Source organism: Streptomyces anulatus, assembly GCF_014650675.1.
GTDB lineage: Bacteria > Actinomycetota > Actinomycetes > Streptomycetales > Streptomycetaceae > Streptomyces > Streptomyces anulatus.
This window is the reverse complement of record NZ_BMVK01000028.1, coordinates 1-20067: the sequence shown is the minus strand read 5'-3', so window position 1 is coordinate 20067 and position 20067 is coordinate 1. Positions and strand designations below refer to the sequence as shown.

Below are 20067 nucleotides of genomic sequence, written 5' to 3'. Positions count from 1 at the left end.
TTCGCTCTCACGCTCATGCCTCCGGTCCGGCCAGCTCGAAGTCGTCCTTCGTCAGTTCGGCTCGCAGCCGCTCCTCGGCGACGTCCGCGTAGTGCGCGGACAGCTCGACGCCCACGAAGCGGCGTCCCTCGCGCAGGGCCGCGACCCCGGTGGAGCCGCTGCCGGTGAACGGGTCGAGGACGGTGCCACCCTCGGGGCAGACCTGGACGAGCTGCTGCATGACCTCGACCGGCTTCTGGGTGATGTGAACCCGGCCCTTGCGGGGCTGGGAGGCGATGTAGTGCCCCGGCAGGTAGAGATCGCGGGTGTTGTCGAGGGAGCCCTTGACGCCCCAAATGATGGACTCCGAGTCCTGCTTCGGCCCGCCCTTGCGGGGCCGGCTGGACGGCTTGATCCACGGAATCGTGCCGCTCCAGGTCCATCCCGCCATCTGCAGGGCGTCGGAGGTGGTCGGCTCCTGGCGCCAGTCGGTGAAGACCATCGCGACCGCGTGCTCGGTCGAGGCACGGTACGCCTCGGTGAGTAGTTCGGTGAGCCAGGAGCGGTAGGAGCGCTGGTCGCGGTTCTCGCCGGGGAAGTTGGCGAGGTCGTGGGCCGAGTTGCTGGTGACGTACTTGGCACGTGCGGTACGGCCGGTTCGGTCCGAGCTGGTGCGGCCACCGGAGTTGTACGGCGGATCGGTGATCACTGCCTGGACGCTCTCGTCCGGGAGGGACTTCAGGACGGTCAGGGCGTCGCCTCGGTGCAGCGTGTAGCTCATGGGGAGGGCCTCTCTTCGGGCGCGGCGGAGTCTGGACCTGCTCCGGGCAGCGCTCAACGGTGTGCATCCGGTGCGAGGTTGCAGCGGAGGTTAACGGCGAATTCCGGCCACGCCTAACGAGGTGGCTCCCTGCTTCGGGCCCCTGGATGGCAGTCGTTTGGCGCGGCCGGAATCCCGGTCTACTGTCTCGCCGTGCCACCGGGAAGGAGCGTTGCTCCACCCCCGTTGAGCTGTGCTTATCCGTGCCGTCTCGTCCAATCGAGCAGCGTCGGAGGCATGTTGCCCATCAGCCCGCGAGCGCCGTGAGGAGGCCCCTGTGCACTGCCTGAGATTACGAGCGCGGCTGGCTGTCGCGCGTGACCTGAAATCGGCGTCCTGGAGCTACCAACTCCTCTGACCCGGGCCCGCCGAGCGGCGGATGCACATCGGCGCGGTGCCGACGGCTTTGCACGAGAAGTCGGCACCGCGTCTCCTTCGAACACCGAGGAGCCGCTGCGATGCAGCATGCCCTGACACACCCGCGCCCCGACCCACCTCCCTCGACCGGTCCGCACCACCGTCGCGCTGAACGGCGGCGGCCGTGAAGAAGACGACGGGAGCACTCGTGGGTCTGTGCGCCACCGGACCACTCCTGCTGGCACTGCCGATCCTTGGCATCGGTGCCGGGACCGCCTCGGCTTCGTGCTCGACCGACGGTGCACAGGGTGTGGACGCCTCCGCCGTCGCCAAGCAGGTGAAGGCCATCCTGGACGGCGGCGACAAGGGCTCGGTCTCCGTGCCGGGTCTGGACGCGCCTGCCGACCAGGTGCCCAACGCCAAGACGATCCAGGCCACGGGCGTCGCGATGAACATCCCCGCCCGAGGGCAGGTCGTCGCCCTGGCGACCGCTTGGCAGGAAAGCGGCCTGCGGAACCTGACCTACGGCGACCGCGATTCGTTGGGTCTCTTCCAGCAGCGGCCGTCGATGGGCTGGGGTACGGCCAGCCAGATCCTTGACCCGGTGCACGCCTCGACGAAGTTCTACGAGGGGCTCAAGAAGGTCTCCGGCTGGCAGTCCCTCTCTGTCACCCAGGCCGCCCAGACAGTACAGAAGTCGGGCTTCCCCGAGGCGTACGCCAAGTGGGAGCCGCTGGCCACCGCCCTGCAGAAGGCTATCGAGCCCCTGTTGCAGAAGGCCGGCGGCGCATCGCCGAGCCCGTCGTCGTCCGGCTCTGCCGAGACCGGCAGCCCCTCTCCCGATTCCGCGGGGGGTTGTTCGGCGGACGGCGATGGGACGGACTTCGGCACCATCCCGGCGGGCGCGCTGCCGGAGGAGTACAGGATTCCCGCCTCCGCGCCGCCGAAGGTGCAGACGGCGATCCGGTGGGCGCTCGGCCAGCTCGGCACCCCGTATCAGTGGGGCGGCACGTGCACCGACTCCCACGGCAAGAACCCGATGGGCCGCTGCGACTGCTCCTCCCTAATGCAGGGTGCGTATAAGGCCGCCGGGGTCACCCTGACGCGGACCACGTACACGCAGGTCAAGGACGGCAAGGCCGTCTCGGTCGATGCCATCAGGCCGGGCGACCTCCTCTTCACCGAGGGGACGGCCGCCGTACCGGAACACGTCGGGATGGCGATCGGGCAGGGCCTGATCGTCCACGCCCCGCACACCGGTGACGTCGTACGGATCACCACCGTCGCGTCCTGGAAATCGCGGATTCTCGCGGCCCGCCGAGTCGTCTGACCGGCGCTCCTCCCCCTCCCCTCCCCCTCGCACCGCTGGTTCGCCCCGCCGGGCTTAGGCGTGCGCTCATTCGAACTGGAGTTCCCCATGTATCTCGCTGACCAGGTCATACAGCTCGCCTACGACCCGGGAATCAAACCCAACGAGGGCGGGCTCCCTGGGCTCAACGTCCTCAAGCAGGTGATGGGCTCGATCAACTTGTTCGGGCTCATCGCCGTGGTCGGAGCCCTCGCCGTCAGTGCAGGCGTGTGGGCCTGGGGTCACCACTCCGGTGGTCACCAGGCCGAGGCGAACGGGAAGAAGGGCGTGCTGGTAAGCGCGGGCGCGGCCCTTCTTCTCGGTGCGGCCAACGGTGTAGTGGCGTTCTTCTCGACGCTCGGGACGCAGGTCCACTGATGGCTCAGCACTCCACCCACCCCGGCGGCGCATCTCGCGTGCGCCGCCGGGCGCTGCTCGGCACTGCCGTCCTGGCGGTGCTCGTCGCCCTCGCCGGCCTGGCCGCCTACCTCACCCGCGAGGGCCGAAGCCCCTCCGATACCGCTTCCCCACCGCCGAGTTCGCCCACCACGTCCTCGTCGCCCGCGACACAGTCCGGGCCGCACACCCGGCCCCGCGCTCTGCCCGTTCCGCCGAAAACCCACGACCCGATCACGTACGGGAAGGCCGCCGCCGCAGCGCTGTGGTCGTACGACACCCGCGCGTACTCGCAGCCAGAGCTGCGCAAGGCGCTGCGCGGCTGGCTGACCACGGAGTCGAAGTACGCCGACCCGGCCTCCGTCGACCAGGCGGTCCCCTCGGCCGTGCTGTGGAAGGAGATGGCGGCCAACAAGCAGGTCGCCACCGCCAAGGTCAACGAGGGGCACTTCCCGCACGCCTTCACCCAGGCCCTCCAGGACGACCCCGGGGCGATCACCCAGGCGTACGTCTACGCCGTCACGGTCTCCGGCAAGCAGTCGATTCGCTGGAAGGGCTCGGCCGCCGGCGGCGCGGAGAGCCGGTCCACCACCCTCGCGGTCCAGTGCCGGCCCAACCACTCCTGCGCCCTGGTCGGCGTCATGCCGTCCGTCGCGCCCTGACCCTCGCCCCAGAACGGAGGTACGACCCATGGGAGTCTGCGACTTCCCGCTGATGGACAAGGTGTGCGGCGCTGTCGACTTCGCCACCAACCCCGCCGGCACCGTCACCGACGGTCTCGGCGCGTGGATCGCAAAGTCGGCGGGCGAGCTGGCGTCCAGCGCGGCCGACCTGGCCGCCAAGGCCGTCAACAAGACGACGGCCATCGACCTCAACGCCGGATGGTTCCGCGACAACTACGAGCTACTGCTGCCCATCGGCCTCGCCCTGACCGTCGGCATCTTCTGCATCCAGCTCATGACCGCGGCCTGGCGCCGCGACGAACGTGCCCTCGCCAAGGCGGCGTTCGGCACCATGACCGGAGTCCTCTTCAGCTTCTCCGCCATCGCCTTCACGACCGTCGCCATCACCGTGGTGGACGCACTGTCCGACGGCCTCTTCAAAGCCGCCAACACCTCGATCGACGACGCGATCCGCCGTGTGATCAAGGTTGATCAGATGGGGGCCATGTACGGCCTCGGCTGGGGTGTGCCCGCGCTGGTGGCCTTCGGGTGCGCGATCGGCGCCTTCCTCTACTGGGGCGTGATGGTGGCCCGCAAGGTCGGCGTCCTGATCATGGTCGCGCTCGCGGTGTTCGCCGGGGCGGGCGGCGGCTGGGAAGTCGCCAAACGGTGGCGGCGCGGCTGGATCGAGGCCACCGGCACCCTGATCGTCTCCAAGCTCCTGATGACCGTCGTCTTCCTGATCGGCGTCTCCGCCATGGGCAAGACCGACGCCAGCGACGGAATGGCGGCCCTGTCCGACGCGATGGCCGGCATCGTCGTGATGGTCCTGGTATTGCTCTGCCCCTACGCGACGTACAAGTTCGTCCACTGGGCCAGCGACGGCGACGGCCACGACGACATGCACCGCACCGGTGTCGCTGGCATGGCGGTCGCCGCAGGAGCCGCGAAGACCGCAGGCAGCCTCGCGCTGCGGGCCGGTACCGGCGCCCCCGCTCCGCAGGGTCCGAACCAGGTCCCCGGCGCGGGCACCGATGGCGTCGCCTCCGGCATCAACCCCTCCGGCGGCACCCTCAGCAAGGAGGGCATCGACGCCGGGCCACCCACGCAACAGACCCGCTTCCGGTACGGCGAAGACCCGAACGCGAGCGGCGACAAGGGCCGGGCTCTGATCCAGCGCCCCGGGATCCCGCCGCTGATCACACGTCCTGGCGAGGACGAACCGGAAGGTTCCGGGCCGACTGCCCAAGGCGTTGCGGGCGGCTCCGGTCACCTCGCAGCCGCATCGGCTCCGGGCGGCGACATGACCTCCATGCCGCCAGCCGACCCCGGACCTTCGGCCTCGGGCACTCCGGCGTCCGCGTCCGGTCCGTCGGCCACCGGCTCCGCGACGCCGACGAACTGGGTGTATCCCACCCAGCCGCCGTCGGGTTCCTGACCCACATCCCCGGGGGCGGGCCGCACTCCACGGCCCGCCCCCGCCCCCGCCCCCCACAGCAGGAAGGCTTCGCCATGACGTCCAGAAGAGCGCCGCGCGCCCCGACCTCCGCCCGCTCCCACCGTCTGGAACCACCATGTCCAGCAAGCACCAGCCCTCCACGCCCACCGTGAAGTTCCCGCACCGCAGCAGGCGCGGCGTCCTGCTCGGCCTGTCCGTACCGCAGTTGGTCGTCGCCGGACTCACCGGCCTTCTCCTTCTCGCCGTGATCCTCGCCCGCGATGTGGTCGGCGCCCTCCAGCTCATCCCGCTGTGGACGGTCGTCGCCCTGCTCGTCTTCGTCCGCCACCGAGGCCGTGCTCTGGCGGACTGGACCCCGATCGTCGTCCGGTACGCGCTGCGCCGGATGCGAGGCCAGCTCGTCTGGCTCACCCGGCCCTCCCGCCGGCCGACCCGCGAGGGACTGCTCCACCTTCCCGGCACCGCTGCCAGCCTGCGCGTGACCACTGCTCCCGACGGCAAGTACGGCGCCGTCCACAACCCGCACACCAGGACGCTGACCGCGGTGGTCAAGGTCTCCTCCCGCGCCTACGCCCTGCTCGACCCCGGCACCCAGCAGGCCAACGTCGGCGGCTGGGGACGCGCGCTGGCAGCTCTCGCCCGTACCGGGCAGATCGCCCGCATCCAGGTGATCGAGCGCACCATCCCCGACTCCGGCGACGCGCTGCGCCGCTACTGGGAAGAGCACGGCCGCCCCGACACCCCGATGGCCGGCGCGATCTACAACGAGCTGATCCAGAGCGCCGGTCCCGCAGCCGCCCCGCACGAGGCGTACGTCGCGGTGTCCCTGGACACCAAGGCGGCCCGTCGGCTGATCAACCAGGCTGGCGGCGGTCTCACCGGTGCCTTCAGCGTCCTCGCCCAGCTCACCTCCACGTTCGACCAGGCGGCGCGGACCGCCGGTCTCACCCCGACGGGCTGGCTCACCGCCCGCGAGATCGCCGCCGTGGTGCGCACCTCCTACGACCCGAAGGCGCTGGCGACACTCGACCGCTGGTCCACGGCCGGTCGCCCCGAGGCCGAGCCCGCCGCCGCCGGCCCCGTCGTGGTGGTCGAGAAGGCGGACCACATCGCCACCGACTCCGCCGTGCACGCCACCTACTGGGTGGAGAACTGGCCGCGCACCGAGACCAGCGCCGGCTTCCTGCACCAGCTCCTCTTCACCGGCGGTGTCCGGCGCACGCTGTCGCTCTCTTACGAGCCGAAGAACCTCGACGCCGCCCTGCGCGACGTGCAGCGCAAGAAGTCCAGCGTGATCGCCGACGCCGCCGAACGGGCCCGGCGCGGCCAGGTCGACTCCGAGGCGGACTCGGTCGAGTACCAGGACATCAAGTCCCGCGAACGCCAGCTCATCGCCGGGCACGCCGACGTCGCCCTGACCGGTCTGCTGACCGTCTCGGCCGACACCAAGGACGAGCTGCGCACCGCCTGCGCCGTCGTGGAGACCGCCGCTGTCGGCGCCCAGCTCGATCTCCGGCCGCTGACCTGGCAGCAGGCCGAGGCGTTCACCGCCGCCGCCCTGCCGCTCGCGCTCGCTGCCTGACCCTTCCCTTCGAAAGAGCACCCTTATGTCCCGCACCGCCAGCCCGACCGCGCAGGACTTCGTGCCCTTCGCCACCGCCGCGCTCGACTTCCACCGGGCGCTCAACATCCCGGGCGGCCCGCTGGTCACCACTCGGGCCGAGCTGGACGCCCTGCACGCGCACCTCGTTTCGCTGTACGGGCTGCTCGACGACCACGCCGGTCGCACCGGGCAGCTCGTCGCGGTCGAGGGCGACCAGCTCCGTACCGCCCGCACCCGCATCTGGCAGGCCGCCGAGCACCTCCACGCCGCCTACCACGCGGCGCCCCGGCCGGACTCCGGCGAAGTCCCCGCACCGGAGGCGTGCCAGGCCGGCCTTCCGGAGGGAGCACCGGGACTGACCATCTGCCAGCGCCACCAGCGCACCGCTCATCTCGTCCGGCGGCGCACCACCCCGGCCGACCTGCACGCCCCGTTCACCGGCCTCGTCCGCCGCTGACCCACCCCTCACCTGGAGAAACGCTCATGCCCCGTACCCGCGCCAGCACCTCCCCTCTGTTCGTGCCCCGTAAGACGACACGCGCCGAACAGCGGGCCGCCCGAGCCGGTTTCACCGAAGCCCGCCGCCAGGCACGCCTCGCCGGAAACCCGCCCAAGCACCGCGCCGAGCAGACCCTCGACCCGGATCTGCGGCCCACTTACCCGCTCGCCGGTCGCCCCGGTCCGGCCTCCGCCCGCGGCGGCAAGCTCGCCCTTCCCGCCCACCGGATGACCACCGCCACAGCCAGCGGCGCTTACCCGTTCGTGGCCGAGGGCGGCCTGGGCGCCGAAGGGGTGTTCATCGGCCGCGATGTGCATGCGGAAGCGGCTTTCTGCTTCGACCCCTTCTCGCTCTACAACAGCGGCCGGATCGAGGGCTTCACCAACCCCAACGCGGTCCTGGCCGGAGTCATCGGCATGGGCAAGTCGGCGCTGGCGAAATCCATCGCCACCCGGTCGATCGCCCACGGCTACCGGATCTACATCCCCTGCGATCCCAAGGGCGAGTGGACCGGCGTTTCGCAGGCCCTCGGCGGCTACAGCATCGCCCTGGGCCCGGGGCTCCCTGGACGGTTGAACCCGCTGGACGCCCCGGCCCGCCCCGCCTCCGTGAGCGAGGAGGACTGGTTCACGGAGGTTCGCAAGCGCCGTCTGCTGCTGCTGGCCAGCCTCGCCCGCACCGTGCTGAAGCGCGACCTGTTGCCGATGGAGCACACCGCCCTCGACCTGGCCCTGGACCTGGTCGTCGCTGACGCCGCCGCCCGGGGCACGGCGCCGCTGCTCGGCGAGATCGCCCACGTACTCGGCTCCCCCGAACGCCTCGACCACGCCCTCGGCCACCAGGCGGGGCACCTCGGCTCAGCCGCCCAGGACCTCGCCCACGCCCTGCGACGTCTCGTGCACGGCGACTTGAGCGGCATGTTCGACGCGCCGAGCACCGTGCCGTTCGACCCGACCACACCAATGCTGTCCATCGACCTCTCCCGTCTCGGCGGCTCCGGTGACGACACGGCACTGGTACTCGCGATGACGTGCGCGAGCGCGTGGATGGAGTCAGCCCTCAGTGATCCCGATGGCGGTCGGCGCTGGGTGATCTACGACGAGGCGTGGCGGCTGATGCGGCACGTCGGGCTGCTGGAGCGGATGCAGAGCCAGTGGAAGCTCTCCCGAGGGCTGGGCATCGCGAACCTGATGGTGATCCACCGCCTCAGCAACTTGCTCTCGGCGGGCGACGCCGGCTCACGCGGCCGAGTTCTGGCCGAGGGCCTGCTGGCCGACTGCTCCACCCGGATCATCTACCGCCAGGAGCCCGACCAGCTCGCCGCCGCCGCATCTCTGCTCGGACTGACCGGCGTCGAGACCCAGGCGGTGTCCGCCCTGACCAAGGGCCGAGGTCTATGGAAGGTCGCCGGCCGCTCGTTCATCACCCAGCACATCCTCCACCCGGCTGAGCGGGAGCTGTTCGACACCGACGCCCGCATGGCGGCCTAGCCCAACGACCAGCACAGCAACGGGAATCGATCATGTCTGCTTCTTCCACTCCTGCCTCCGGTGACAACCAGCCGTCGCAGGCCACCGACCCTTTGGCGTGGCGACGGCACCTCCCGGCACTGGCCTCGGCCGCCGCCGGGATCAACGAGGCGTGCGACGCCTGGGATGCGGTTTCGGACTCGCTCTGCGACGCGGACGGCTGGCCGCTGGACGACAAGGTGTACGGGGACGGAAAGGTCAAGCGGGATGCCGAAGCGTGGAAGCACGCCGAGGTGTTCCTCGACCACGGACCCGAGGTGCTGGCCGGGGTCCGCGCCGCTGCCAACGGCCCCGACTACGTCGAGGGGCCGATCAGTGACGACCTCCGTCGGATACGCAGGATCGACACCATCCTGCTCCGGGCGGAAGAGCTGCGGCACGAATGGGACGGCGTCATGGCGCTTATGGACGGTTCGCAGCCGAGCGTGCTCCCCCTCTACCAGGAGCGTGCCGAGGAGCACCGCAACACCGAAGGCTGGCACTACTCGCACGAACTGGGCGCCAAGGGGCCGGCGTTGGTGCGCGTCGGCGAATACCTCGCTCACCGGGCGGACACCGAACGGCCGACGCAGACCGAGCGGGCTCGCGTCGCCCTGACCCGCTCGACGCACAACACCCCTGCCGTGTCACCTGCTTCGCCCCAGGTCCCACCGGCAGCGCACCCGCCGGCTCCCGGTCGCTCGCGGTGATCCCTAGCACGCAGTCACGGCAGCGCCAAACTGCCCGATCACCGGATCCTCGTGGACCACCGCACTCCTTCAAGCTCCACGCCCCGGCGGCTCCCGCCGTGCGGCGGGGCGTTCGCAACGGAGAACCCCATGCACCACGAAACCCCGTCCCCGACCGCCGCGTCCGATCCGCGTCGCCTTCAGGCCGCCCTCTGTTCCGCGCTCGGGCAGCGCGGCCTGGAGTGCACCGTCGAGTACGGCCTCAGCGACTACATCGTCCACGCCGAGCTTCCTGACGGTAGTTCGATGATCATTTCGCCCCCGCAGGAGCCGTCCTCCGAGCACCCCGAGTCGCCGGAAAGCTGGATGGTCACCCGCCACCGGTCCGTCGAGCCTGCCGTCTACGAGGTGGTCTTCGACTCCGAGCCGGACGGCCCGCATGCGCGCCATGGCGGCAGCGTGCCGGATCTCCTCGCCGCCGTCGACGCCCGCCTGGACCAGCTTGGCGTACCACCACGCCAGGAGCAGGAACGATCCGGCAAGGAGCGCGCCGCCACCGTGCTCCCGCCCGGCCCCACTCCGTCCCGGGCGAGTGTCGCTCTCGCCCCTTCACCGTCGATCGGCCAGCGCGTGCTCCCGACTGGTCCGCCGACGGAGTCTTCCGCGCGGGCCGCGCCGTCGTCGGCTCGTCCCTCATCCGCTCCCCGGCTCTGACCGACCGCGCCCCAGGAGTCCTCCATGCACCGCACCCCCAGAACTGATCCGCCCGCCGCCCGCACCTGTAACCGCACCCGCCTCGGATGGATCTGCCATGCCCAGCCACTACGACGTGCTGCCCGACCTGGCCTTCGGCCACCACCCCGTCCACGGCATCGTCGCCGCGAACCCGAAGAACCTCGCGGCCAGCACCTGGATGCTCAAGGGATTCGACTTCCATCCCGTCCCCGACCAGCCGACGTTGTACGCGCTGGCCGACCAGAACCGTGACGGACACGGCCGTACGAGCCGGGCCATCGAGCTGCTGCGCAAGGCCGGCTACCAGGTCGATGTCGACGCCGCGCTTGACCCGGCACTGGTGCCCGACACGGCACAGGTACGCGACCGCGGTCCGCTTGGCGAACCAGACGTCGCCTTCGCCGATCACCCGCAGCTCGGCATCGCCGCAGCCCTCGACGACCGTGTCTCCGGCCTCAGCGGGCTCGCGCTGGTGGAGGACGGCTGGCAGCACAACTCGAGCCTGGACATCTACACGCTCCCCGCGACCACCGATCGCGTCGAGGCGCTGGGGAAAGTCGCCGACGCCACTGTGGCCATGCACCGTTCGGGGCTGCAAGTCGCGGTGCAGCCCCGCCTCGCTCAAGAGGTGACGGCCCGGCCCCGCCCTGCCGCGACGCCGACCGCCGCGCGGGAGCGAGGCCATGGTCCGGCTCGCGCGTCTCCGTTGAGCGCCGCCGCGCTCGCCGCCAGCCCGGCCCGCGCCGGTACCCCGGGCAGGACGCCGGTCCCCGCCTCCGCCGTCACCACAGCAGCGGTCCGGCCGGTTGCCCCCGCATCGCGTACTCCCGCGACCGCTAATCCAACTCCTCAAGCACGCCCCACCAGGACGATTCAGCAGGCTACGAGCTCTTACCGACGTCGAAACCGTTTAGCTCGATCACGGGTTGACGCGGATGAGATAGGGGTTCATGTCGTCTTCGGCGTCCACTGCATCGAAACCGGCGGACCCAAGAATCGCGATCAAGGTTGCATGCATTTGCTCTACAACATAGCTGAAATGCCTGAAGACCGGCGAATCAATACCACCTTCCAGGGCGTTCTTTGCCGCGCTTTCATTCAGGGATGAACTTGCATTCCATTGGACGAAAACGCCTCCCCTGGAGTCGCTGGCCGGATCAACCGAGACCATAGCACCCTGAAGTTCGGTTGCGTGATCCACGTTTTGCTGCACGGCAAAACCGGCTGCTGCCAGTGCCTCGGCCACCTTGGCGGCTCGTTCGTTCCGTTCGGCGATCTCCGCCTCGCTTGCTCTCATATTTTCGAACATTAAAGCTCCGTTGGTGTAGTTGTGAAGGGTGAGTGGGCGGCCCAGCAGGCCGCCCACTCACCTCTAGTATGTGCGATGCCACCTGATCAAGCTGGCGGCTATGGGCGTCCCTGCTTCTGGATCATGTCGGCCAGCAGTCCCTCGAATGCACGATTCATGGTGCCGTTCGATCCCCACTGCACCGACCACGTGATTTCCGTCCCTTCCTTGAGAAGGTTATCCAGATTGGGTCCGCATACGGGACACGGCTGCCGTTCGGTATAGAGAGCACTGATCCGCTTCGGCGAGAACTCTTTCACCGCCAGCTGCTCAAGAATATGATCCTCGGCGTGAAATCCTCCGCCCTTACTGAAACCGACCACGAGATCCCCGGTTTCCGCGTCATTCCAACCGGGAACTTTTGCGACGGCCACATTCCTGTTGCCCCATACGCCGAAACCTGCTTCGATCCTCGATCGGTAAGCCATGTTGGAGAGTTCGGTGCTGTTGTACGCGATCAATCCGTCACAGGAGTATTCGGGAACCGGAGTTCCGATAGTTCCCATCGGGGCAATGGAGACAGCGCGCGAATTTATACCGTGGGCGGCTCTCGAAACCTTCCGGCAAGAGGCGTAGAATTTTTCCGCCATCTTCCCGGCAATTCCGGTCAGAGCCTCGTCGGAAAGCCTGAGGACGCTCAGGGCCTTCCATGCGTCGAGAAAACCGATGCCGGTCCTGGCAGCGCCGTCCACAGCACGGATTGCATCGGCGATGGGGCGGAGGATCTTGCCGGCGAACAGAGACGCAACGTCCACCATGGCCCATGCGCAGCCACCCCAGCTTCCGTTCTGGCCGCCGGGTGTGAGTTTCTGGGCGCAGCGGATCCAGCTGCCGAAGAGGATGTCGACGGGGTCGACGCCCTGCTGGTACTCCGCGATCGTGATGGTGTGGGTGACCTTGGTTTTCAAGGTGTCGGTTTTGGTCTCGCCCAGGTACAGCGTGTCGTTCGAGAAGCACGTGTTGTCGAAGACTTCGACGGCGCACAGGTACAGGTCGAGTTCGGCTTTGTAGCTGATCTCCTGGGTCATGGTGCAGTCGCCCTTGTAGGCGATCTGGTCCCAGAAGCCGTCGCAGCCGTCGGTCTTCGTCAGGACCTTCGGCTTACCGACCTGGTCGATCTTGTTGATGACGTAGAAGAGGCCGCCGATGGATCCGCCCACTGCGTCCGGGACGGTTCCGGTTTCGATCTGGCTGGCGTTGCCCACGTCCTCGGTCTGCTTTGCCGCTTCTTGGGCGGACTCGGCGTGCTTCTGGGCGTCTTTGGCGGCTTCCTCGGCTGCTGTGGCGGCGGCGTCGGCTCGGTCGGCTGCTGCTCTGGCCTGGTCGGCGGACTCCTTCGCCCGGGTGGCCGCTGCGCGGGCGGCGTCGGCGTCCAGGGCGGCGGCGTCCGCGGAGGTACGGGCTGATTGCGCGTGGCCCTCTGCGCGGCCTGCTGCCTTGTCTGCGGCTGCTGCGTCGGCGGTGGCCTGGGACTGGTACCCGATGGTGCGGGCCAGTGACTGCTGCGCTTTCGCGGCTGCGATGGCCGCGCCGGCCGCGTAGTCCAGTGCCTCCTTGGAGTAGCCGCGGGCGTCCGCGGAGTGCTTGGCCGCGTTCGCGGCGTGCTGGTAGGCGGCCTTGGCGTCACCCTGCGCCTGATTGGCGATGCTCTGGGCGGCTGCGGCTTCCTGTGCCGCGTTGAGGGCGTGCGCGTTCGCGACAGCTTTCTGCTGTTCGGCGATGGTTTTCGCCGCCTGGCCGGACAGGACCACGAGGGACGCGGCGGAGTCCGTGGTGACGTAGGGCGAGCCGAGCTGGATGGCGTCGTTCGCGGGAGCCGCTACCTGGCCCGCAGCCTTCCCGGCATCCACTGCGGCCTGAGCGGTGACGTAGGCGAATCCGGCTGCCTTGGCCGCTGCGGCGGTGGCTTTGTTGGCCTCAGTCTTGGCCGCGTCGGCCTGAGTCTTGGCCGTCTTCGCCTTCGTCTCGGCCTCGTTAGCCATCTTCACCGACAGGGCGGCATCGGCTGAGGCTCGCTCGGAGGCGTCGATGGCGTCCGCGGCGGCGCTGGTCGCGGTACTGACCGCGGCGTCCGCCCGCAGCTTCGCTGCCTTTGCCCCGTCTGCGGCAGCTCGGGAGCTCTTCGCCGCCGCCTCCGCACGGGTCGCCGCGGCGTCCGCGTCTGCCGCGGCCTTCGTGGCCGCGTCGGCGGCGGTTTCGGCCCGGCCTGCTGCTGCCTCGGCGTCGTCCGCGTGCCGGTCGGCCTCATTGGCCGCCGCCCGCGCCGCGTCCGCCGCATCGCCCGCATCCAGGGATTCGGCGTAGGCGTCCTTTGCGTCCGCCTTGGCCCGGGCCGCTTGCGCCTTCTGCTGCGCGTCCCAGGCGTTGTCGCGCAGTTCCTCGGCACGGTCGCGGGAGGTTTCGGCGTCCTTCTGCCGGGCCACCGCGGTGGCCTCCGACGCCTCGGCCTTGCCCTTGGCAGTCTCGGCCTTCGCCGCTTCGGCATCCGCCGTGTTGCGGTGCTGTGCCGCTTCGGCCTTCTTGAGGTCGGCGGTTTCCTTCTCCTTCTTCGCCGTGGCCTCGTCGGCCTCGGCCTTCAGCCGTTTGGCGTGCGCATCGGCCGCCGCCGCCTTGGCGTCCGCCTCCGCAGCCAGGGAAGCGGTGAGCTTGGCCTCGGCCAGCTCCTTTTCCTTCTTGGCATTGTCACGGTGCGCCTTGGCCGCGTCCGCCGCAGCCTTGGCCTGCAGTTCGGCACGGTAGGCCGCCTGCTTACGGAACTCCGCCTTGGACTGCGCGGCCTGCGCCAGCGCCCGCTGAGCGATCGTCTCACTGTCCGCCGCAGCCGCCCGGGTGGCCGCCTCAGCGGTCTCGCCCGCCTTCGACAGGGCCGTGACAGCCGCAGCCGCGCCCTGGGTGACCTGAGCCTTCTGCTGGCCCACCAGCAGACCGCGGCCCCTCGGCGCCCCGTTGGCGTCCGCGATCGCATACGCCGCCTGCTCGGCAGTGACGCTCGCGCTCTGGGCGGCTGTCGCCGCCGTCACCTGACGGTTCAGCTCCGCCAGCTCAGCCTTCGCCCCCGTCCGCGCAGCGGTCAGCCGCTGCGACGCCTTCGTGAACTCCGCCGCCGGCGGAACACTGCCGTTGTTCTCAGAGACCTTGAACAGCATCTGCTGCGATGCGGCAGTGCTGCAAGGGGCCGCAGACGCAGGTCGCCCAATGAGCGGCGGGGAAGCGATTGCCAGGCACATGTCCGCCCCGACATTGCTCAGGGCACCGCTCGCACGAACGCTGAACTGCCACACCTGCCTCGGCGCATCGCTGCAGGTGGAGAGCAACACGCTGCTCCCGTTGGTGCCCATGTCAAGGCACTTCCGCGAGGCCACATGCTGCAGGCTGTAGCCCTTGCCGTAATGCCCATTGACTCTCCACTGATTGCCTGCCGTCGAACAGCTGACAGCAGCGACGCGCGCATCATCAACACCCAGGCACATGTCCCTGCCCGGGGTCTGGATGGCCATCGGGGAGGAGCCGACCCAGCCGATGCCGCCCGAGGACCAGTAGTCCTGCCAACGGGTGATGTGGTCGGCGACCCACGCATGGCCGAGCATCCTGCCCAGCGACTCAGAGGCCTTGGTGAGTGCCTGGACGGCGTTCTTGTTCGCGTTCAGGATGTCGTTGCGCTTGACCGCCTGCGAGGCGATCTCCTGCTGCCACTCCGTCGCTGCGGTCGCGGCAACTTCGCCCAAGACCTTCTGCGGATCCATCGGATCACGCCACGCACAGGCGGCGAAACGGGACTTGATGTCCTCGACCGCGACCCGATGCTCTGCTGTACCCGGATCCGGCGCCTTGTTCGCGAAGCCACCAGAGCTCAAGAACAAGCGCGCGTTGTCCGCACCCATCGGCTCACTGGAATCACCCAGGAGATACTCGTAGGCTTTGTTCATCGCGACCTGTCGGCCCCAGTCCGGCAAGGACGGATCAGGCTCACCGCCGTACAGCGGCTGACCCAGAGCCTTGACCGCCGCTGCGGTCTTGGCGTCAGCCTGCGGGGTCCCGTCCTCGTAGAAGTCGCTCTCGCTCTTCCAGAACCGGTCAGCGATCCACCCCGTAAGGCCGGTCTGGGAGTGGAAGTCCTCACCATCGTCGCCGCTGGTCCCGGGCGGCCACTCGAAGTCGACGACAGACTTGAACCCGCCAGGCGTCTCAAGCCCGGTTATCTTCCAGCTGTCGTGAAGTGCATTGAGCCGGTTCAGTTCGGCAATAGCGGCGTCCTTGTCCGTCTCATACGCGGCCCCGAGCGGCGTGCCCCTCCAGTAGTTCCGGTCAGCAAGCTCGCGCAGCCGCTCAGGACTCTGGTTCAGGCCGTCCTTCGCCGCAGCGGCCATAGCCGTTCCGCCCAGCCGCAGCGCGTCGCTCATCAGACACTGGTCTTGCCGCAGCTGCTCGGCGGGGGTGGTCTCGTTCCAGTCATAGTCGGCGGCCAACTCGACAGGGGACGTCTCGGGGCTGCTGCTCACGCCCGCCCCGGCCAGCAAAGCCATGGCCAGCAAGGGCGGGAGCAAACGGCCGGTCAAACGTGAGACTCGAAGCAGGGGTCCATACGACCCCGCGGGTCTGTAGCGCAAGAGGGAACCATCTCTGATAAGGAGTCGACCGCAGGATTCGCGAACGGCCGATATGGCCACACGGCCTCGGTCCCCCCGAACCAAACGATCCCTCAAACTGCAGGTCGAATAGAACAAATGCTCGACCAGGGGTCGAATGTTACACAGGGGACCGGATCTTGAACAGAGGGTTATAAGGCAAGCGCGGAAGCCCGGCAAGCCCTAAGCACCGACTGCTGGCACACCTCCAGGAAGGGCGACGAGCAGGACAAGCCGCCTGGCTCAAGGCGAAGCGCGCCGAGGAGCAGACCGCGTCCGAAGCTTGGTCAGAGCAGTACCGGATGCCTCCGCTGGAGGGGACCGAGCGGGCCGCGCCCTGGGACAGGCGCTGTCGTCACCAGATCCTGACCAACGCCTACACCGCACGAGTCACCGAAGGCACGACCAGCGAAGCGAAGTGGCGGAGATCGAGGAAAGCGCTCGTACGGTGACCCGCGCCGGGTGGTGGATAGACCAGAGGTCGTCCGAGCCGGAGGACCTCGCCGAACTGCTCCGAGCCGCCACCGGGGCCGACCGGCCGACAGAGAATCCCTTCTTCTGACCGACCGGGTGCCCTGCTACGGCGGGTGCCCGGCTGACCGCCACCGTACGGCCTCTACCAGCGATTCCCGGCCGGACCAAACCCCGGATTTGTCGGACGCTCTGCCCACCGGCCCACCTCCATAGGATCCTTCACCACCTCTGCCCCGGAGACTTCCGTGCCTACCTCGATCATCATCACGTCCGAGTTCAGCGGCAGCGTCGTCGCCAAGGGCGCTACCGATGACCTCTCCGCGCAGCTCCTCCGTCACGCCGGTTTCAAGCAGATCGACGACTGGCACGGCCGACGCCATCGCCTTCCCACCACCACTCCGCTCGCCGAGCAGGTCGCCATCGCCAGCCATGCGGCCGAGATGCTTCGAGCCGCTCGCTATGACGTCACCCTCCCGCCGTCCCTCGACACGGCGCGGATGAGCCCTCCGGTGCATGCGCTGGGGCCCTACGCTGCCGGAGCCGAACTTCTCAGCATCACGGACCAGATCCGTGCGGCCGACGACGGAGCCAGCCTTCAGCGGACAGTTGACCACCTCCTTCACCCCGAGCACGGTGCGCTGGAGCGTGTCCGGGAGGCGCTGGAAGCAGCGGGAGAACAGGTCAACGACCTGGACGACGACGCGTATGCGCTCGCCGACCGGTTCGGCTTCGCCTCGGAGTTCATCAGCTCGGCCCAGTCCGAACTCGTCGATTCCGAGGCCGAGCTACGCCGCGTCGGCGCCTCTTCGACGAGCTACTCCGCAGCACGGACCGTCCGTGATCACCGTGATGCCGCTTTGGCCACTTCTCCTGCGGCGAACCAGGCCAAGGTCTCCTCGGCCAGTTCCGCGCCGGCGCCTTGCTCTGTGACGAGTCACCCACCGCGCGCCTCTACCCCCCGACGGTGACCCCGGCCGCTCTCTCCGCCGTCGGCCTCCAGTACGTCGCGCGCCCCCGCTCGACTCACGCGTCAAGGACCACTCGCCCGAAGAGGCAAACGTGCCCGAGTACTACTCCAGCATCGGCGAGGCCGTCGGTGCGGCCATGCAGCACAACATCCGGCTCGCCCACCGCAGCACAGCACCAGGCTCCGACAAGCCGCTGCAGGTCAGGCACCTGCCCAGCGCTTCCACCGATCCGTACTCGGTCCGCGGCATGATCTCTCGCCTCCACGAGGACTCTTCGCCCGACGAGGTGGCGGGCATCATCGAGGAGGTCAACGGCGCACTGGTCGGGGCTCTGCCCGAGCTGACCGAACTCGTCGCCTCTGCCGCCGACTGGACTCGCGCCCGTCTCGACTTCGACGACCCGCATCACCATCCGACTTTCGAGACGTGGACCCGACTGGCAGCCGCGTACGGGATGCTCCAGGACGTCCGTGAGCAGTTGGAAGTCGCCGAGGACGGTCTCGCTGCCTGTCCCACAGAGCGCACGGCCCCGGCACCACCAGATGGTCAACGTCTTGCGCAGCCGGGAGTTGCTCGCCGATGTCCTCGGTGCCGAGGCTGCTCCTGTGCCGTCCGCTGCCCGGAACGTCGATTCAGACCGGCAGCGGGCGGCCCGCGCCTCCTCGCCGCGCGCCGGAACATCGCCGTTGACCGGCAGTCCGCTGGCCACCGCAGCACCTCGTTCTGCTGGCCGACCCCGCTGAAACGTTCCGCTTCAGACGTCCAGGAGTACCCCCATGAGCTCACGAGAGCCGAGCGCGCCCCGCCCCTGCCCGCTCGCACACCCAAGGAACCGCCGTGTCTTCCCCGCGCACCAGCGCGCCCTCGACCACCACCGGGTCGGACGCGCTCCTCTATCTCCTGTTCGGCATCCTCGGCGCCGCCATGGCCTTCGGCTCCCTTGCCTGGCTGACCGGAAATCTCACCAACACCTTCGTCGGGAGCGGGACATGGGCCCCCTTCCGCGTAACGGACGCGCTGCTGCACCCGGAGGTGCTGTGGCCGGCCTTGAGCACCAGCATGCTGATGGTCGGCGCCCGCGTCGTCCCCGCCCTGTTCACCGTTGCCCTGGTCGTCACCGCTGCCGTGCTGTGGATGCGCTGGCGTGCCGGGTCCAAGTCCGGCCTCGCCCGCAAGGCGGACCTGGCGCCGCTGCTGGACAAGGAGATCGTCGCTAAGGCGAAGAGCCTGCGCCCGAGCCTGGGCGGCCGGGAGAGTAAAAGAGGTCCTGCCCGCTGACCGCGGCATCCTGCTCGGCACCCTCGATCCCGGTCGTGCGGAGGTCCGCGCGTCCTGGGAGGACGTGATCGTCGCGATCATGGCCCCGCGTTCCGGCAAGACGTCCGGGCTGGCGATCCCCGCGATCCTCTCGGCACCAGGCCCGGTCCTGCTCACCAGTAACAAAGCCGCGAACGACGCCTTCACCACCACGGTGGACGCCCGTGCCGAGGTCGGCACGATCTGGACCCTCGATCCGCAGCAGATCGCCCATCACCCGCGCGAGATGTGGTGGGACATCCTCGCTGACGCCCGCGATCTCGCCGGGGCTAAGAGGTTGGCGGGGCACTTCGTGACCGCGAGCGTGGACGAGTCCAGCGGCTCCGACTTCTGGTCCACCGCCGCGAGCAACACCCTCGGTGCCCTCTTCCTCGCCGCAGCGTCCCACCGGCGGCCGATCACCGATGTCCTGGCCTGGCTCGCGATGCCGGCCGACCGCACCCCGGTGGACCTGCTCACCGACGCCGGCCACCATGCGGTCGCCGCCCAGCTCCAGGGCACCGTCTCCGGCGCGACCGAAACGCGCGACGGCATCTATGAGACCGCGAGGCAGTACGCGAGCTGCCTACTCGACCCGGACGTCGCCGCCTGGGTCACCCCGAACGACGACCTTCCCGAGTTCCAGCCGTTCGCCTTCGCCACGTCTCGTGACACCTTGTACCTGCTGAGCAAGGACGGCGGCGGCAGCGCGTCGGCGATCATCGCGGCGGCGGCCGACGCCGTGATGCGCGCGGCCGTGATCGTGGCCGAGCGCTCCGGCGGGCGACTCGACCCGCCCGCCCTGTGTGTCCTCGACGAGGCGGCGAACGTCTGCCGCATCTCGGACCTCCCTGATCTCTACAGCCACTTGGGCAGCCGAGGCGTCATCCCGATGACGATCCTGCAGTCCTACCGTCAGGGCCAGCGGTGCTGGGGCGAGGCCGGTATGGACGCCCTGTACTCGGCCGCCACCATCAAGATCATCGGATCTGGCATCGATGACGCGGACTTCGCCGACCGGCTCAGCCGTCAGGTCGGCGACCATGACGTCCAGACCACCTCGGTGTCGACCAGCGAGGGCGGCAAGTCCACCTCGGTGAGCATGCGCACGGAGCGGATCCTTCCGCCGGACGCCATCCGCGCCCTGCCCAAGGGCAAGGTTCTGCTGCTGGCCACCGGCATCCGGGTCGCCATGCTCAACCTCAAGCCCTGGTACAAGGAGCCCTCCGCCAAGGTGGTCGGCCCGGGTCGAAGGCGTCCACGGGCCACGCCACCTCGACGTGCTCGTTGTCGCCGAGACC

Annotated in this window: 16 protein-coding genes; 13 read left to right on the top strand and 3 right to left on the bottom strand. The window is 69.2% G+C overall.

The features are described from left to right. Positions 1 to 13: 13 nt before the first annotated feature. Positions 14 to 760, bottom strand: coding sequence for a DNA-methyltransferase (locus tag IE272_RS37195; protein WP_050361719.1), 747 nt, complete (start codon positions 758 to 760; stop codon positions 14 to 16). Between the two features lie 580 nt (positions 761 to 1340). Here IE272_RS37195 and IE272_RS37190 point away from each other — a divergent pair. The 10 genes from IE272_RS37190 (at position 1341) to IE272_RS37145 (ending at position 11163) form a co-directional block, all read left to right on the top strand. Next, positions 1341 to 2486 (top strand): C40 family peptidase, encoded by a 1146-nt coding sequence (locus IE272_RS37190; RefSeq protein WP_190010095.1) that lies wholly within the window; start codon positions 1341 to 1343, stop codon positions 2484 to 2486. 87 nt (positions 2487 to 2573) lie between these two features. Further along, a complete protein-coding gene (locus IE272_RS37185; protein WP_023421641.1) occupies positions 2574 to 2882 on the top strand; it encodes a DUF6112 family protein in 309 nt (102 codons plus the stop codon). Further along, positions 2882 to 3562 carry a hypothetical protein gene (locus IE272_RS37180; RefSeq protein WP_050361721.1) on the top strand — a complete coding sequence of 227 codons (681 nt, stop codon included), beginning with the start codon at positions 2882 to 2884 and terminating at the stop codon, positions 3560 to 3562. The genes IE272_RS37185 and IE272_RS37180 overlap by 1 nt, the downstream gene beginning before the upstream one ends. 28 nt (positions 3563 to 3590) lie before the next feature. Next, positions 3591 to 5000, top strand: a complete 1410-nt coding sequence (locus IE272_RS37175) for an SCO6881 family protein (protein ID WP_190010094.1) — start codon at positions 3591 to 3593, stop codon at positions 4998 to 5000. 136 nt (positions 5001 to 5136) lie between these two features. Next, positions 5137 to 6603 carry an SCO6880 family protein gene (locus IE272_RS37170; RefSeq protein WP_050361723.1) on the top strand — a complete coding sequence of 489 codons (1467 nt, stop codon included), beginning with the start codon at positions 5137 to 5139 and terminating at the stop codon, positions 6601 to 6603. A 25-nt stretch (positions 6604 to 6628) separates the two neighbouring features. After that, entirely contained in the window at positions 6629 to 7081 is a 453-nt protein-coding gene (locus tag IE272_RS37165; protein WP_050361724.1) for a DUF6238 family protein, read from the top strand. Between the two features lie 26 nt (positions 7082 to 7107). Continuing rightward, positions 7108 to 8613: a putative type IV secretion/conjugal transfer ATPase gene (locus IE272_RS37160; protein ID WP_190010092.1), complete on the top strand. Its 1506-nt coding sequence runs from the start codon at positions 7108 to 7110 to the stop codon at positions 8611 to 8613. Between the two features lie 32 nt (positions 8614 to 8645). Next, complete coding sequence (locus tag IE272_RS37155; RefSeq protein ID WP_229898050.1) at positions 8646 to 9341, top strand: hypothetical protein; 696 nt, start codon at positions 8646 to 8648, stop codon at positions 9339 to 9341. Positions 9342 to 9470: 129 nt separating this feature from the next. Beyond that, on the top strand, positions 9471 to 10034 hold the full coding sequence (locus IE272_RS37150) for a hypothetical protein (protein ID WP_050361727.1): 564 nt from the start codon (positions 9471 to 9473) through the stop codon (positions 10032 to 10034). Between the two features lie 97 nt (positions 10035 to 10131). After that, positions 10132 to 11163, top strand: a complete 1032-nt coding sequence (locus IE272_RS37145) for a hypothetical protein (RefSeq protein ID WP_229898048.1) — start codon at positions 10132 to 10134, stop codon at positions 11161 to 11163. Positions 11164 to 11462: 299 nt separating this feature from the next. Here IE272_RS37145 and IE272_RS37135 read toward each other — a convergent pair whose 3' ends face one another. Beyond that, on the bottom strand, positions 11463 to 15926 hold the full coding sequence (locus IE272_RS37135) for a nucleic acid/nucleotide deaminase domain-containing protein (protein WP_190010126.1): 4464 nt from the start codon (positions 15924 to 15926) through the stop codon (positions 11463 to 11465). A gap of 821 nt (positions 15927 to 16747) precedes the next feature. Between IE272_RS37135 and IE272_RS37130 the strand changes: the two genes are divergently transcribed. Then, entirely contained in the window at positions 16748 to 17470 is a 723-nt protein-coding gene (locus IE272_RS37130) for a hypothetical protein (protein WP_190010088.1), read from the top strand. Between the two features lie 55 nt (positions 17471 to 17525). Here IE272_RS37130 and IE272_RS37125 read toward each other — a convergent pair whose 3' ends face one another. Then, on the bottom strand, positions 17526 to 18179 hold the full coding sequence (locus tag IE272_RS37125) for a hypothetical protein (RefSeq protein WP_190010086.1): 654 nt from the start codon (positions 18177 to 18179) through the stop codon (positions 17526 to 17528). Positions 18180 to 18307: 128 nt separating this feature from the next. Between IE272_RS37125 and IE272_RS39390 the strand changes: the two genes are divergently transcribed. After that, positions 18308 to 18748, top strand: a complete 441-nt coding sequence (locus IE272_RS39390; RefSeq protein ID WP_050361730.1) for a hypothetical protein — start codon at positions 18308 to 18310, stop codon at positions 18746 to 18748. Between the two features lie 79 nt (positions 18749 to 18827). Further along, a partial coding sequence (locus IE272_RS37115) for a type IV secretory system conjugative DNA transfer family protein (protein WP_229898046.1) occupies positions 18828 to 20067 on the top strand: 1240 nt, incomplete at its 3' end.

What these genes read in the sequence shown, in the direction of transcription:
- IE272_RS37175 (WP_190010094.1), top strand. Translation starts at nt 3,591, where the DNA reads ATGGGAGTCTGCGACTTCCCGCTGATGGACAAGGTGTGCGGCGCTGTC.
- IE272_RS37150 (WP_050361727.1), top strand. Translation starts at nt 9,471, where the DNA reads ATGCACCACGAAACCCCGTCCCCGACCGCCGCGTCCGATCCGCGTCGC.
- IE272_RS37145 (WP_229898048.1), top strand. Translation starts at nt 10,132, where the DNA reads ATGCCCAGCCACTACGACGTGCTGCCCGACCTGGCCTTCGGCCACCAC.
- IE272_RS37195 (WP_050361719.1), bottom strand. Translation starts at nt 760, where the DNA reads ATGAGCTACACGCTGCACCGAGGCGACGCCCTGACCGTCCTGAAGTCC.
- IE272_RS37170 (WP_050361723.1), top strand. Translation starts at nt 5,137, where the DNA reads ATGTCCAGCAAGCACCAGCCCTCCACGCCCACCGTGAAGTTCCCGCAC.
- IE272_RS37185 (WP_023421641.1), top strand. Translation starts at nt 2,574, where the DNA reads ATGTATCTCGCTGACCAGGTCATACAGCTCGCCTACGACCCGGGAATC.
- IE272_RS37165 (WP_050361724.1), top strand. Translation starts at nt 6,629, where the DNA reads ATGTCCCGCACCGCCAGCCCGACCGCGCAGGACTTCGTGCCCTTCGCC.
- IE272_RS37180 (WP_050361721.1), top strand. Translation starts at nt 2,882, where the DNA reads ATGGCTCAGCACTCCACCCACCCCGGCGGCGCATCTCGCGTGCGCCGC.
- IE272_RS37160 (WP_190010092.1), top strand. Translation starts at nt 7,108, where the DNA reads ATGCCCCGTACCCGCGCCAGCACCTCCCCTCTGTTCGTGCCCCGTAAG.
- IE272_RS37155 (WP_229898050.1), top strand. Translation starts at nt 8,646, where the DNA reads ATGTCTGCTTCTTCCACTCCTGCCTCCGGTGACAACCAGCCGTCGCAG.
- IE272_RS37135 (WP_190010126.1), bottom strand. Translation starts at nt 15,926, where the DNA reads ATGGCTTTGCTGGCCGGGGCGGGCGTGAGCAGCAGCCCCGAGACGTCC.